This is a genomic window from Pseudomonas caspiana, assembly GCF_040224095.2.
GTDB lineage: Bacteria > Pseudomonadota > Gammaproteobacteria > Pseudomonadales > Pseudomonadaceae > Aquipseudomonas > Aquipseudomonas caspiana.
On the sequence record NZ_CP167995.1, the window covers coordinates 636,734 to 650,343 of the forward strand.

The window sequence follows — 13,610 nt, forward strand, 5'->3', positions numbered from 1 at the left end:
GATCGTATAACCCGGTGAGCTATCATCACTTCTTTCATTGCTCGAGATTGACGTTGGATATGGAAAATCAAAGCGCACTGCCTCGCGCCCGCCGCAAGCACCGCAGCCTTGCGCAAGAGCTGGTTACTGAACTGTCCGAGCGTATTCGCAGCGGGCTGCTCAAGCGTGGCGACAAGTTGCCTACCGAATCAGCCATCATGGAAGAGCAGGGCGTCAGCCGCACGGTTGTGCGCGAAGCCATCTCACGGCTTCAGGCCTCCGGTCTGGTAGAAACCCGTCACGGTATTGGCACCTTCGTGCTGGATACACCCAGCCCTAGCGGTTTCCGTATCGACCCGGCCACCATCGTCACCTTGCGCGATGTGCTGGCGATCCTTGAGTTGCGTATCAGCCTGGAAGTCGAGTCGGCCGGGCTGGCGGCGCAACGCCGTACCGATGAGCAATTGCTGGCCATGCGTCAGGCGCTGGACGCATTGAATGAAAGTGCCTCTCATGCGACTGATGCGGTCGGTTCGGATTTCCAGTTCCACCTGCAGATTGCGTTGTCCACGGGCAACCGCTATTTCACCGACATCATGACGCACCTGGGCACGAGCATCATTCCGCGTACCCGGTTGAACTCGGCGCGCCTGGCCCATGACGATCAGCAGCACTACATGACCCGTTTGAGCCGTGAGCACGAAGAAATCTACGACGCCATCGCCCGCCAGGACTCCGATGCCGCCCGCGCCGCCATGCGTCTGCACCTGACCAACAGCCGCGAGCGGTTGCGTCATGCGCACGAAGAGGCCGAGTCGCAGCGGGCTTGATCGGATGGGATAGGCCTCGCACACAGAATGGCATTCATCCTGGCAGGCATGCTGGCCGGGCGAAGGAATCTCAGGGTGGTCCGGCCCTGTGGGAGCCGAGCTTGCTCGCGATAAACGATAACGCGGTATACCTGCTTACAGCGCTAGCCTTATCGCGGGCAAGCCCAGCTCCCACAGAACCTGCGTAGTCCCATAGGACCGCGTCCAGAGAGACACCGCGCCGACAGCTACATCTGAGGGCGCTCGTTCCAGTGATCATACGACCTTAGTCTATCCAAATTCCCGCCAGGGCCCGTTCCTGCGGGGCCTGCGCTACTATCGGCTACCGCTCACGGAAAAAACCAAAAATCCCTGTTGAGTGATTTTATTATCAGTTGTACGATGACTTACGACATCGGCAGACGACCGGTGATCCATTCACAATAAATGCTCCCAGGGTGTTCGAATAATGAATCCACAAGAACTGAAGTCCATCCTCTCCCACGGTCTGCTGTCCTTTCCGGTAACCGATTTCAATGCACAGGGCGACTTCAATCGCGCTGGCTACGTTAAACGTCTCGAGTGGCTGGCCCCGTACGGCGCAAGCGCTCTGTTCGCTGCCGGCGGTACAGGTGAGTTCTTCTCCCTGGCAGCCAGCGAATACTCCGAAGTCATCAAAACCGCGGTCGATACTTGCGCTACCAGCGTGCCGATCCTGGCTGGCGTTGGCGGTTCGACCCGTCAAGCCATCGAATATGCTCAAGAAGCAGAGCGTCTGGGCGCCAAAGGCCTGTTGCTGCTGCCGCACTACCTGACTGAAGCCAGCCAGGACGGCGTTGCTGCCCACGTTGAAGCCGTCTGTAAGTCTGTGAAAATCGGCGTGGTTGTTTACAACCGTAACGTTTGCCGCCTGACCGCTCCGCTGCTGGAGCAACTGGCTGAGCGCTGCCCTAACCTGATCGGCTACAAAGACGGTCTGGGCGACATTGAACTGATGGTTTCGATCCGCCGCCGTCTGGGCGACCGCTTCTCGTACCTGGGTGGTTTGCCAACCGCTGAAGTCTACGCTGCTGCCTACAAAGCGCTGGGCGTTCCGGTTTACTCCTCGGCAGTATTCAACTTCGTACCGAAGCTGGCGATGGACTTCTACCACGCTATCGCCAAGGACGATCACGTTGCCGTTGGCAAATACATCGACGACTTCTTCCTGCCATACCTGGACATCCGTAACCGTAAATCCGGTTATGCCGTCAGCATCGTCAAGGCGGGCGCGAAAATCGCCGGTTACGACGCAGGTCCAGTGCGTACACCACTGACCGACCTGACTGCCGAAGAGTACGAAATGCTCGCCGCGCTGATGGACAAGCAAGGTAAGCAGTAACAAAAGCCTGACCCAAAGCCGCTGAGTGATCAGCGGCTTTGTGCCATAGGATGTTTGCCAGCGACACAAGGGCTGAGTGATGCCGTACAGCTCGTAGGGAAGCGCATTAACTGTGGGTGGGAAGCGTCGTTAACCACGACTATTACCAAGGGGCCGGCAGGCGCAAGCAACACCAAAAAAATAGATTTACCCGCGTAAAAAAAATAATTAGTGGGAGTTCACACACATGCAACAGTCCAAGCCGACTCACGTCCGCTATTTGATCCTGCTCATGCTTTTTCTGGTGACCACGATCAACTACGCCGACCGCGCCACCATCGCTATCGCGGGCTCCAGCCTGCAAAAAGACCTTGGTATCGACGCTGTCACTCTCGGGTACATCTTCTCTGCTTTCGGCTGGGCCTACGTGGCCGGTCAGATTCCGGGTGGCTGGCTGCTCGACCGTTTCGGTTCCAAGAAAATCTACGCATTAAGCATCTTCACCTGGTCGCTGTTCACCTTGCTGCAAGGCTATGTAGGTGAATTCGGCGTCGGCTCTGCCGTCGTTGTTCTGTTCATGCTGCGTTTCATGGTCGGTCTGGCCGAAGCGCCTTCCTTCCCTGGCAACGCGCGTATCGTGGCAGCCTGGTTCCCGACTGCTGAGCGCGGTACTGCCTCTGCGATCTTCAACTCCGCGCAATACTTCGCCACTGTACTGTTCGCTCCGCTCATGGGCTGGATCGTCTACAAGTTCGGCTGGCAGCACGTGTTCGTCGTGATGGGTGCCATCGGTATCGTGTTCTCGGCGATCTGGATGAAAGTTATCTACAGCCCACGCCAGCACCCGCGCATCAACAAGGAAGAGTTTGATCACATCGCCAACAACGGCGGCATGGTCGACATGGATCAAGACCAGGGCAAAGGTAAAGGCAAAAGCGGCGGTCCGAAATGGGACTACATCCGCCAACTGCTGACCAACCGTATGATGCTTGGTATCTATCTGAGCCAGTACTGCATCAACGGCATCACCTACTTCTTCCTGACCTGGTTCCCGGTGTACCTGGTTCAAGAACGTGGCATGACCATCCTCAAGGCGGGCATCATTGCCTCCCTGCCGGCGATCTGCGGTTTTATCGGGGGTGTACTGGGTGGTGTGATTTCCGACTACCTGCTGCGCAAAGGCCACTCGCTGACCTTCGCCCGTAAAGCGCCGATCATTGGTGGTTTGCTGCTTTCGACCACCATCGTCGCCTGTAACTACGTTGATATCGAATGGATGGTCGTTGGCTTCATGGCCCTGGCATTCTTCGGTAAAGGTGTCGGCGCACTGGGCTGGGCTGTTATGTCCGACGCTTCGCCGAAGCAGATCGCCGGTTTGAGCGGTGGCCTGTTCAACACCTTCGGTAACATTGCTTCGATCACCACGCCTATCGTGATTGGTTACATCATCAGCTCCACTGGCTCGTTCAAATGGGCGCTGGTGTTTGTAGGTGCCAACGCAGTGGTTGCGGTGTTCAGCTATATCTTCATCGTTGGCGAGATCAAACGCGTTGAACTGAAAGAGCCTCCAACCAAGGGGCCACTGACTGGCGAAGCCAGCGACCTTTCTCAAGCTAAATCCTGAGGAAACCGTGATGAACCTGATTCAACATGCCGACTCCCCACGCTACATCCGGCTCCATGAGCTGGATAATGTGGTGGTAGTAGTCAACGACCAAGGTGTGCCTGCCGGTACCGAATTCGATAATGGTCTGGTGACCGTCGATAACGTTCCACAGAGCCACAAGGTCAACACCGTCGATATCGCTGAAGGCGAGCCGATCATCCGTTACGGGCACACCATCGGTTATGCCCTGCAGCCGATTCCACGGGGTAGTTGGGTCAGGGAAGATCAACTGCGTATGCCATCGGCACCGGCGCTGGATAGCCTGCCGATGTCAGACGCGGTGCCACAAAGAGGCGAACCGCTGGAAGGTTTTACCTTTGAAGGTTATCGCAACGCCGACGGTACCGTCGGCACGCGTAACATTCTGGGCATCACCACCACAGTGCAATGTGTGACCGGGGTGCTTGACCATGCGGTCAAGCGCATCCGTGAAGAGCTGTTGCCCAAGTACCCCCACGTCGATGACGTGGTGGCACTTACTCATACTTACGGTTGTGGGGTGGCTATTACCGCGACCGACGCTTATATCCCGATCCGCACAGTGCGTAACCTGGCGCGCAACCCGAATCTGGGTGGTGAAGCATTGGTAATCGGTCTGGGCTGCGAAAAGCTGCAGGCCGGGCAGGTCATGCACGAAGACGACCTTTCGGTTGATCTCAGCGATCAGTGGATGTATCGCTTGCAGGACTCCAGTCACGGCTTCAACGAAATGATCGAGCAGATCATGGAGTTGGCTGAAGTGCGCTTGAAGAAGCTTGATCTGCGCCGTCGTGAAACCGTGCCGGCCTCGGAGTTGATTCTGGGCATGCAGTGCGGCGGCAGCGATGCGTTTTCGGGCATCACCGCCAACCCGGCATTGGGTTACGCTTCGGACTTGCTGCTGCGCGCAGGCGCCACCGTGATGTTCTCGGAAGTGACTGAAGTGCGCGACGCTATCTACTTGCTCACTTCTCGCGCCGAGACTCAGGAAGTGGCCGAGGAACTGGTTCGGGAAATGGACTGGTACGACCGTTATCTGGCAAAAGGCGAGGCTGATCGTAGCGCCAACACCACACCGGGTAACAAGAAGGGCGGGCTGTCGAACATTGTCGAGAAATCCCTGGGATCGATCGTCAAGTCCGGCAACAGCGCCATCAACGGCGTGCTTGGCCCTGGCGAGCGCTTCAAGCGCAAAGGTCTGATTTTCTGTGCAACACCGGCAAGCGATTTTGTCTGTGGCACCTTGCAACTGGCCGCCGGGATGAACCTGCATGTGTTCACCACCGGACGCGGCACGCCGTATGGCCTGGCGATGTCCCCGGTGGTCAAGGTATCGACCCGTACCGAGCTGGCGACGCGTTGGCCTGATCTCATCGACATTGATGCCGGTCGTATTGCCACGGGGCGTGCAACGATCGAAGAGCTGGGCTGGGAGCTGTTCCACTTCTATCTGGACGTGGCCAGCGGCAAGAAAAAAACCTGGACCGAGCACTATCGTTTGCACAACGACATTACCCTGTTCAACCCGGCGCCGATTACCTGATATCAGCGCTGTCTTTCCTGTGGGAGCCGGGCTTGCCCGCGATGAGGGTAACTCGGTCTCGCATGAATCGCGTCGCCCTTATCGCGGGCAAGCCCGGCTCCCACAAGGAGCTGTGCATGCCTCGCGAAACCGCGCTTAGGTAAAACTCTTCCTCATAGTTCACGCTATCGGCCCGGCGGCGGTGGGAATAACCACTGGTCTTCTTTGCTTTCAGGTCCTCTGAACTTACGCTTTCTTCATGCTCTCCCTTGTTAGTTCCGGGCGCTTTTGCCCGCCTGGCTTTATCGCCTGCAAGGAGAGAAAAAATGCGCGCACTGACTTATCACGGGGCTAATGACGTTCGGGTCGATACCGTTCCTGATCCGGTTATCCAAGAAGTCGATGACATCCTTCTAAAGGTGACCGCCACAGCGATTTGCGGCTCTGACCTGCATCTGTATCGCGGCAAGATTCCAGCCACGGAATCGGGCGATATCTTTGGCCATGAGTTCATGGGCATTGTCGAAGAGGTGGGTTCACAGGTCACTACGGTCAAGCCTGGCGACCGGGTTGTTATCCCTTTCGTTATCGCCTGCGGCAGTTGCTTCTTCTGCCAGCTGGACCAGTTCGCTGCATGCGAAACCACAAACACCGGACGTGGCGCGATTCTGAACAAGAAGTCCATTCCGCCTGGAGCTGCGCTGTTTGGTTTCAGCCATTTGTACGGCGGCATCCCGGGTGGTCAGGCTGAGTACGTGCGCGTGCCCAAAGGTAACACTGGCCCGTTCAAAGTGCCGGGCACACTGTCCGACGACAAAGTGCTGTTCCTTTCCGACATCCTGCCGACCGCGTGGCAAGCGGTGCTCAACAGTGGCGTAGGTCAGGGTTCGAGTCTGGCGATCTACGGTGCTGGGCCAGTGGGGTTGCTCAGCGCTGCCTGCGCAAGAATGCTGGGCGTCGAGAAAATCTTCATGGTCGACCACCACGCGTATCGTCTGGCCTACGCGCAAAGCACCTACGGCGTGATCCCGATCAACTTCGATGAAGACGATGATCCAGCTGACACCATCATCAAGCAGACCCGTGGCATGCGCGGCGTGGACGGCGTGATCGATGCGGTCGGGTTCGAAGCCAAGGGCAGCACGACTGAAACCATTCTCGCGACCCTGAAGCTTGAAGGCAGCAGCGGCAAGGCTCTACGCCAATGCATCGCCGCTGTACGACGCGGCGGTGTGGTAAGTGTGCCGGGTGTCTACGCCGGTTTCATCCATGGCTTCCTGTTCGGCGATGCGTTCGACAAAGGCCTGACCTTCAAGATGGGCCAGACTCACGTGCAGCGTTATCTGCCTGAGTTGCTCGAACACATCGAAAGCGGGGCGCTGGCGCCAGAGGCGATCATTACCCATCGCATGTCGCTGGAAGATGCTGCCGAGGGTTACAAACTCTTCGACAAGAAACAGGAAGATTGCCGCAAGGTAATTCTGGTGCCGGGGATGGGTAGCGCTACATCTATCTAAAAACCAACTGTAAGAACTGTCGAAGGTTGCGAAAGCGGTGTGTGTGAATAATCGCTATCGCAGCCTTTGGCAGCGCCTACATAGGTTCGCGGATCTGTCAGGAGTACTTCGCCGAATGGTGTGGAAAATCGACCAGGCGAGCGCCGATGACCATTTCGCTGATCCAGTTGCTCAGCATTGAGCTGTAAATACTCTGACTCAGGTCGCTGCTCAATGCGTGGTCGGCGCCGTCCACCAGACGATACGTCAGCGAGTGAGCCAGTTCGAACGCCCCGCGATAACTCATCAACGTGGCATGGGGCACGTAATCATCCTGCTCTGATTCGATCAGCAGCACGTCTCCGTGGAATTCCTTGCATGCTGCCAGCGCACGATTGTCTGCAGCGGTTACGGCTGAGCGGCGATAGTGGGCGAGCTTGTCGCGATCCAGCTCTTGCTTGGGCATGTCCCAATCGGCATCCCAGTACAGTGCCGGTACCCGCAATGCCAGCCATTTGACCGGGCGCATAGAACTGAGAATGGTGGCCAGATAACCGCCATAACTGCTGCCAATCACGGCGATGGCGTCGCGGTCTACAGCCGGATGGCTGACCAGTCGATCGTAGGCAGCGAGCAAATCCGCCAGGCTTTGCTCCCGGGAGACCTTGCTACGCATTTCATGAGTACGTTCATGCCCGCGCAAGTCGAACGTCAGACACACACAACCCAAACCGGTAATGTTCTTGGCGCGTGCCAGGTCCCGTTGCTGGCTACCGCCCCAGCCATGGACGAACAGAATGCCGGGGATTTTCGCGCCCGGGGTCAGGATGGTTCCTGAAATGGATTGGCCATCGACTGCAATCTCAATGCTTTCACTGCTCACACTCATAAGGATTGACCTTTGTAAATTTGCTGATGAAACCCACCTCCGGGTCGTCGCCTTCATAAAGGACGCTAGCGTCGGTCGGGAGTGTGGTTTCGCCGTAGATTTCGTGAGTCGACACGCGGATACGCTGCAGGGCCGGATCGGCAGCAAAGGCCAGCAATGCTTCGACCTCGGCCGGGCTGGCGCCGCCGATACGCCACGACTGTTCAAGTACTCCCGAACAGCGCTCGCCTTTGGCGTTGGTGCCCTGTGCAATGTCGTAGTTGCGCCGTGAAGCGATGAAGTCCGGAAAGTGCTTGAGGGCGGCGTTTTCGTAATGCATGGCCTGGGTGACGGCGCGCCTGACCGGCTCCTCCAGCTCAAGCGCTAACAGCGCGTCATAACCGCCACGCACGATCCACAGCGTTGAGCCGCCATAGACCGTCTCACCGGTGTTGTCCTCGGTCAGGCATTGGGTGCCGTGGTAACTGGCGGTGATCCCGGCCACCTGAACCAACCCGACACTCAGTGTGACAACGTCAGTGAGGTCTTCTTCGATCACCAGTCCCCACGTCGCGACCTCTTGCATGTCTTGCTCGACGAGCGCTGCTTGCAGTTGGGCTTTATCGGTAACGACGATTTGCCCGCGTCCCGCTGTTGCCAGCACGGGTTTGATGCGCGCCGCACCATTGGTCAGAACCAACTCACCTGCGTGCAATGCGTCGGCTTCATTGAATACCGTAAAGCCCGCGAGCACAGAGTCCGCGGCTTCTTCATGAATCTGCCGTGACCAGCCTGGAGGCTGCGCCGTGGCGTCATCCAGCAGCGGATGGGAAATGGCCTTGGTGGCCATGAATGGCTGCGCAATCAACCCGCCAAACAGGTCGTCGGCGGACTGGATGTTCAAGGCGCTGTTTTCTTGTTTGCCAATCAACGTGTCAGACGGGATGAAGTAAAGGTTCATGCCCTTGTGAAGCGTGCTGTCGTACAAACCGAGAAATTCGCAACCCAGCAAGGTGGCGATTTTCTCCGCCAGTTTTTGATGAACAACCACTTCATGTGTGGCGAGTTTTTTGTGGGTGGGCAGAAGAACTACGGCAGCCTTTTGAGTGCTCGTTCCGGATCCGCTCATGGACGACTCCCTGTTTGGGCCAATGGCTCACTACGAGGTTTTTATACGTCGACTTCATGATTTATGAAGGGTGAGCCGGTCGAGAGTTCCCTGCCACTGACCACCGGGGCGCTGGATCAAGGGTCGCTTCTGGTTGGCGCCCCCAGTGTTTCGCTGGCACCAATCGCGCTGTATTCCTTACGCAGGGCGCGCAGCTCCTTATGGTCCAGCTTGTCCAGACTCAGCAACGCATTCTGCGCATCCTTGGTGACGCGCAGCAGTTCATCGATCTTGATGTGCAGCACATCGTTGTCGCGGTTCTGGGTGTTTTGAATCAGAAACACCATCAGAAAGGTGATGATGGTGGTGGAGGTATTGATGATCAGCTGCCAGGTGTCGTTGTAATGAAACCACGGGCCGGTGATGGCCCACAGGCAGATCAAGCCGATAGCGGCGATGAACGTTCGTGCACTGCCAGCCCATTTCGACAGGCCTTGTGCAAACCGGGAAAACTTCATGCGGTATAGCCTTTTCGTAGAATCCGGTAATAACAGACCACACATAATTCCTGAAATTTCTTCTTACAAATAGTTTCATCTTCGACCCCGGTGAAACCCTTTTGCAATGCTTAGCTGTTTACATCAGCGCATCGAATTCTGGAAAAGGGAGAAGTGCTATGCCGATGATCGCAAGATGGGCCCTGCAAGGTGTGGCGCTGTTTTTGTTTGCCTGGATGGCATCGATGACAGGACACTGGAGCAGTGAAGTGATGGATGGCAGTCGATCAGACCGGCTGGCGTTGGTGGGCGATGCGGCGTTGGTCAACAGCAAGACCGTTGCCAGCAATGAGGCTGCGAGCGCTGCGCAATAGGCAAATACATTTCTTGTAGGCGCTGCCGAAGGCATTCATCCAGACACACCGCCATCGTAACCTTCGGCAGCTCCTGCAAGTCCAGTGTTCGCCATGTATACCGGGATGGCCGCTGCAGCAGATGTTCCGTGCCAAATCGCAGGCAAAAAAAGACCCGCTACGAGGCGGGTCAGGAGATTCAACAGGAGTGACGCTAGGTTAAAAGCGATCCCGTGAAAATCATGTGAAAAGGATGTCGTAGAAACGGAAAGCCCGGCAAGTTAGCCGGGCTTTTTAGTTTCTGTTCAACGCATCATCTTTAACGAGCATGCGCTGCTGGCTGACTAACTGTTGTAGAACTAAACCTTCCTGGCAACGTATGAGGGGCATTAATTCGTGATGTCATTTTGTCAGCGAATTCGCGAGCCTCGTCCAGGCTGCGACATTTAACCGGGTAGTTGTCCAGCTTCACGACCCAATTGGCGCCGTGAGTCCCTTCTTCTATTTGGATTAGCATCGGTAAGCATCTCCATCAATGAGGTGAACGAAACGCCGGGTTAACGGCGGCTGAAAACGTCGGGAAAATCCTGCGCCGAAAATGTCCGGCGGGCTACACAAAAATGACCAATCCGATGAACGTAACTTTCCCGTGTCCATTGGCCGAGACGGCCTCTATTCACAACGGCAAAAACGCCGCTCTGCGTGTGCAGTAGCGGCGTTTTAGTATCGCGTTGACGGTTACTTAGTTCAGGTGGGCTTTCAACTCTGTACCTGCCTGACGCATTGCCGCTTGTACTTGTGGAATCTGGTTCAGTGGGTTGAGCAGACCGTAGTCGTGGATCATCCCGTTGTAACGGACGGTGGTCACCGCAACACCGGCCGCATCCAGTTTGCGGGCATACGCTTCGCCTTCGTCACGCAGTATATCGGCGCCTGCGGTTTGTACCAGTGCTGGCGGCAGGCCGCGCAATTGTTCAACCGTGGCTTTGAGCGGCGATGCGTGAATCTGGGCCCGCTCGGTAGCGCTGGTGGTGTAGTTGTCCCAGAACCACTTCATCATCACTTTAGTGAGGAAGTGACCTTCGGCGAATTCGTTGTACGAACCGGTTTCGAAGTTCGAATCGGTCACTGGCCACAGCAACAGCTGGAAGCGCAGTTTCGGGGTGTTCTGTTCCTTGGCCATCAAGCTGACCACGGCTGCCATGTTACCGCCGACGCTGTTACCGGCTACTGCCAGACGCGAGCCATCAACGCCTATTTCCTTGCCGTGCTCTGCCACCCATTTGGTTGCGGCGTAAGCCTGGTTGATTGCAGTCGGGTAATGCGCCTCAGGAGACGGCGTGTAGTTGACGTACACCGCTACTGCACCGGAGTTGACCACCAGATCGTGGATCAGACGTTCGTGAGTCGCGAAGTCGCCCAGCACCCAGCCACCACCGTGGAAGAACATGAACACCGGCAGATCACCTTTGACGTTGGCCGGACGAACGATCTTCAGATCAATCGACTCACCTGCCACTTTGATGCTGCGATCGCTGACTTGCACGCCGGACAGATCAACCTTTACCGATTGCTGCGCGCCAGTGAGTACCGCGCGGGCATCTTTGGGGTTCAACTGCTCAAGGGGCTTGCCGCCGCCCGCTGCCAGAGCGTTAAGGAAGGCTTGAGTGTTGTGTTCGATGTACGGCGTCTCTGCAGCGAAAGCGGTGTTGATCGACAGGGCAAGTACGGTCAGTGCGGTCGCTTTTTTGAGCATGTTCATGAGGCTAATCCTTGAGTTCTTAATGGTCAGTAGTGAGTGAGGGAATGATCAAGCGACAGCGAGTGTTTTGCGGCTGCGGGCATCCAGGCTGAAAGCGCCTGCACCGTTGGCAGCGATTTGCAGCAGACCGCCTGCGATGGCGATGTTTTTCAGGAAGTTGATCAGTTGGCCCTGGTCGGCGAAGTTGTTGTGGAAGACAACCGCGGTCACCACGGTGAAGCCAGCCATCAACAGTGCAATCAGGCGCGCCTTGTAGCCCAGTACCAGAGCAGTGGCGAAGCCGATTTCAACGATCAGCGCAGCGATGAAAGCCAGTTCCGGGAAAGGCATGCCGCTGGCAGCGATGTAGCCCTTGGTTGCTGCCGGTGCAGCCAGCTTGCCGAAGCCGCTGAACAGAAACAGAGAGGCGAGCAGTGCGCGGCCGGCCAGGGAAGTGAAAGCTGCTTGAGTGTTGGTGTTCATGGTTATTGCTCCAAAGTCGAATCAGTCAGATTTGTGTGTTGTGGGTCTGTGTCAGCACCATGGAGCGAATAGTAGAGATGCAGCGGAATGTGATAAACGGGCTGTAAACGGTTTTACTGTCAACTAAAAAGGGACAGTCAAGGCGGCTCATTTCCATTGTTTGAGCCGAGCTTGCTCGCGATGCGGCTATATGCGATCTGAAGTGAACCGCATCCAGCCTCATCGCGAGCAAGCTCGGCTCCCACGGTTGCAAAACCTTCGAGATCATGCCGAAACCGACTGATATCCGGAGTAAAGGTCGTTTGGTATTGCCCTTGCATCGGATCAAGAATGAAGCAGGTTATTTTCGTGTGCAGTTCTGGCGTGGGGATCAGATCGAGATGGATCAGTTGCGTGAAAGGTGTCTGTGGGAACAAGTCACGACTCGTCAGATTCAACCTGTTGCCCTTAGCGAATCGCTCAAGGTCGATGTTTGCGTGATCGGCGGCGGTATCACCGGCCTGTCAGCGGCATTGCATCTGCTGGAAAGCGGCAAATCTGTCGCACTGCTGGAAGCTTCGCGCATCGGTACCGGTGGCTCCGGACGCAACGTCGGTCTGGTCAATGCGGGGAGCTGGATCGCTCCCGATGACGCCGCCGCGATTCTGGGCCCCGGCGTGGGCGAAAAATTCAACACGGTCATGGGCCTTGCGCCCGCACTGGTCTTCGACCTGATCAAAAAATACGGTATCGATTGCCAGGCACGTCACGACGGCACTTTGCACATGGCCCACAACGCCAATGGTGCCAAAGACATTGAGGCGCGCCACGATCAATGGAAGCGCCGCGGTGCCGACGTCGAACTGCTGACCGGTGCCAAGTGCCGTGAATACTGTGGCACCGATAAAATCCCCACCGCGTTGCTCGACCGGCGTGCGGGCACGATTAATCCGATGGCCTATACCGTTGGCCTTGCAGAGACAGTGCTCAAGCTCGGCGGGCAGATCTTCCAGAATTCGCCCGTGCAAGCCGTTACCCGCGAAGGCTCTGGCTGGCGGGTCAATACGGCAGGCGGTTCGGTATCGGCTGACAAGGTTGTGGTCTCCACCGGCGCTTACACCGAGGGCGAGTGGGCGGGCATCAAGCAGAACTTCTTCAAGGGCTACTACTACAACGTTGCTTCCGAGCCTCTGACCTCCAGCGCTGCGGACGAAGTGCTCAAGCACGGCCAGGGCTCATGGGATACGCGCATGGTGCTGAGCAGCATTCGTCGTGACAACGAAGGACGGCTGATCCTGGGCAGCATGGGCAAAATGAACAACAAGCCCGACTGGTTCATCAGCAGTTGGGCCGATCGCATTCAGAGCCATTACTTCCCGCAACTGGGCAAAGTCCGCTGGGAGATGCACTGGACGGGCTGCATCGACTTCACTCCGGATCACATGGTCAAACTGTTCGAACCTGCACCGGGGCTGGTCGCTGCCAATGGCTATAACGGTCGAGGCAACACTACGGGCACAGTCATGGGCAAAGCCTTCGCGGACTTTCTGGTCAAGGACGACCCGAGCGTGCTGCCCATTCCGTTCGCGCCCGCACTTGAGCTGAAAAGCGCAGGCGTGCGGGCGTTGGCGTATGAAACCGGCTTTAACCTGTATCATGCGGGGCAGTGTTTGCGGGTGATTCTTTAAAGCCTGGCATGAGCACATTTTGTAGGCGCTGCCGAAGGCAGCGCGCCTGACACCCCGTAATTCGCAGCCTTCGGCAGCTCCT

Annotated in this window: 13 protein-coding genes; 7 read left to right on the forward strand and 6 right to left on the reverse strand. The window is 56.9% G+C overall.

Going from position 1 to position 13,610, the window contains the following annotated elements:
- Nucleotides 1–59: 59 nt before the first annotated feature.
- From ABRP31_RS02885 to ABRP31_RS02905, 5 genes are all read left to right on the forward strand, one after another.
- The gene (locus tag ABRP31_RS02885) at nucleotides 60–809 is read left to right on the forward strand and encodes a FadR/GntR family transcriptional regulator (RefSeq protein ID WP_087266583.1); all 750 of its coding nucleotides are present in this window, start codon (nucleotides 60–62) and stop codon (nucleotides 807–809) included.
- Nucleotides 810–1,257: 448 nt separating this feature from the next.
- Nucleotides 1,258–2,169: a 5-dehydro-4-deoxyglucarate dehydratase gene (gene kdgD / locus ABRP31_RS02890; RefSeq protein ID WP_087266581.1), complete on the forward strand. Its 912-nt coding sequence runs from the start codon at nucleotides 1,258–1,260 to the stop codon at nucleotides 2,167–2,169.
- Between the two features lie 226 nt (nucleotides 2,170–2,395).
- Nucleotides 2,396–3,772: an MFS transporter gene (locus tag ABRP31_RS02895; RefSeq protein ID WP_087266578.1), complete on the forward strand. Its 1,377-nt coding sequence runs from the start codon at nucleotides 2,396–2,398 to the stop codon at nucleotides 3,770–3,772.
- A 10-nt stretch (nucleotides 3,773–3,782) separates the two neighbouring features.
- On the forward strand, nucleotides 3,783–5,336 hold the full coding sequence (gene garD / locus ABRP31_RS02900) for a galactarate dehydratase (RefSeq protein WP_349971409.1): 1,554 nt from the start codon (nucleotides 3,783–3,785) through the stop codon (nucleotides 5,334–5,336).
- Between the two features lie 305 nt (nucleotides 5,337–5,641).
- A complete protein-coding gene (locus ABRP31_RS02905; RefSeq protein WP_349971408.1) occupies nucleotides 5,642–6,832 on the forward strand; it encodes a zinc-dependent alcohol dehydrogenase in 1,191 nt (396 codons plus the stop codon).
- Between the two features lie 97 nt (nucleotides 6,833–6,929).
- On the opposite strand, the gene ABRP31_RS02910 is transcribed toward ABRP31_RS02905, so the two are convergent.
- The 3 genes from ABRP31_RS02910 to ABRP31_RS02920 form a co-directional block, all read right to left on the reverse strand.
- Nucleotides 6,930–7,700: a S9 family peptidase gene (locus tag ABRP31_RS02910; RefSeq protein ID WP_087266572.1), complete on the reverse strand. Its 771-nt coding sequence runs from the start codon at nucleotides 7,698–7,700 to the stop codon at nucleotides 6,930–6,932.
- Nucleotides 7,684–8,808, reverse strand: a complete 1,125-nt coding sequence (locus ABRP31_RS02915) for a DUF3182 family protein (protein WP_349971407.1) — start codon at nucleotides 8,806–8,808, stop codon at nucleotides 7,684–7,686. The genes ABRP31_RS02910 and ABRP31_RS02915 overlap by 17 nt, the downstream gene beginning before the upstream one ends.
- A gap of 116 nt (nucleotides 8,809–8,924) precedes the next feature.
- Nucleotides 8,925–9,305 (reverse strand): low affinity iron permease family protein, encoded by a 381-nt coding sequence (locus ABRP31_RS02920; protein WP_087266569.1) that lies wholly within the window; start codon nucleotides 9,303–9,305, stop codon nucleotides 8,925–8,927.
- 158 nt (nucleotides 9,306–9,463) lie between these two features.
- On the opposite strand from ABRP31_RS02920, the gene ABRP31_RS02925 reads away from it, so the two are divergent.
- Nucleotides 9,464–9,658: a hypothetical protein gene (locus tag ABRP31_RS02925; protein WP_349971406.1), complete on the forward strand. Its 195-nt coding sequence runs from the start codon at nucleotides 9,464–9,466 to the stop codon at nucleotides 9,656–9,658.
- 298 nt (nucleotides 9,659–9,956) lie between these two features.
- Here ABRP31_RS02925 and ABRP31_RS02930 read toward each other — a convergent pair whose 3' ends face one another.
- The 3 genes from ABRP31_RS02930 to ABRP31_RS02940 form a co-directional block, all read right to left on the reverse strand.
- Nucleotides 9,957–10,154, reverse strand: coding sequence for a hypothetical protein (locus ABRP31_RS02930; RefSeq protein WP_087266565.1), 198 nt, complete (start codon nucleotides 10,152–10,154; stop codon nucleotides 9,957–9,959).
- A gap of 225 nt (nucleotides 10,155–10,379) precedes the next feature.
- Nucleotides 10,380–11,399 (reverse strand): alpha/beta hydrolase, encoded by a 1,020-nt coding sequence (locus ABRP31_RS02935; protein ID WP_349971405.1) that lies wholly within the window; start codon nucleotides 11,397–11,399, stop codon nucleotides 10,380–10,382.
- Between the two features lie 48 nt (nucleotides 11,400–11,447).
- Complete coding sequence (locus ABRP31_RS02940; protein WP_349971404.1) at nucleotides 11,448–11,861, reverse strand: DoxX family protein; 414 nt, start codon at nucleotides 11,859–11,861, stop codon at nucleotides 11,448–11,450.
- A 380-nt stretch (nucleotides 11,862–12,241) separates the two neighbouring features.
- On the opposite strand from ABRP31_RS02940, the gene ABRP31_RS02945 reads away from it, so the two are divergent.
- Nucleotides 12,242–13,528: an FAD-binding oxidoreductase gene (locus tag ABRP31_RS02945; protein ID WP_349971440.1), complete on the forward strand. Its 1,287-nt coding sequence runs from the start codon at nucleotides 12,242–12,244 to the stop codon at nucleotides 13,526–13,528.
- Nucleotides 13,529–13,610: the final 82 nt, after the last annotated feature.

What these genes read in the sequence shown, in the direction of transcription:
- kdgD (WP_087266581.1), top strand. Translation starts at nt 1,258, where the DNA reads ATGAATCCACAAGAACTGAAGTCCATCCTCTCCCACGGTCTGCTGTCC.
- ABRP31_RS02920 (WP_087266569.1), bottom strand. Translation starts at nt 9,305, where the DNA reads ATGAAGTTTTCCCGGTTTGCACAAGGCCTGTCGAAATGGGCTGGCAGT.
- ABRP31_RS02925 (WP_349971406.1), top strand. Translation starts at nt 9,464, where the DNA reads ATGCCGATGATCGCAAGATGGGCCCTGCAAGGTGTGGCGCTGTTTTTG.
- ABRP31_RS02930 (WP_087266565.1), bottom strand. Translation starts at nt 10,154, where the DNA reads ATGCTAATCCAAATAGAAGAAGGGACTCACGGCGCCAATTGGGTCGTG.
- garD (WP_349971409.1), top strand. Translation starts at nt 3,783, where the DNA reads ATGAACCTGATTCAACATGCCGACTCCCCACGCTACATCCGGCTCCAT.
- ABRP31_RS02935 (WP_349971405.1), bottom strand. Translation starts at nt 11,399, where the DNA reads ATGAACATGCTCAAAAAAGCGACCGCACTGACCGTACTTGCCCTGTCG.
- ABRP31_RS02945 (WP_349971440.1), top strand. Translation starts at nt 12,242, where the DNA reads ATGGATCAGTTGCGTGAAAGGTGTCTGTGGGAACAAGTCACGACTCGT.
- ABRP31_RS02940 (WP_349971404.1), bottom strand. Translation starts at nt 11,861, where the DNA reads ATGAACACCAACACTCAAGCAGCTTTCACTTCCCTGGCCGGCCGCGCA.
- ABRP31_RS02915 (WP_349971407.1), bottom strand. Translation starts at nt 8,808, where the DNA reads ATGAGCGGATCCGGAACGAGCACTCAAAAGGCTGCCGTAGTTCTTCTG.
- ABRP31_RS02910 (WP_087266572.1), bottom strand. Translation starts at nt 7,700, where the DNA reads ATGAGTGTGAGCAGTGAAAGCATTGAGATTGCAGTCGATGGCCAATCC.
- ABRP31_RS02895 (WP_087266578.1), top strand. Translation starts at nt 2,396, where the DNA reads ATGCAACAGTCCAAGCCGACTCACGTCCGCTATTTGATCCTGCTCATG.
- ABRP31_RS02885 (WP_087266583.1), top strand. Translation starts at nt 60, where the DNA reads ATGGAAAATCAAAGCGCACTGCCTCGCGCCCGCCGCAAGCACCGCAGC.
- ABRP31_RS02905 (WP_349971408.1), top strand. Translation starts at nt 5,642, where the DNA reads ATGCGCGCACTGACTTATCACGGGGCTAATGACGTTCGGGTCGATACC.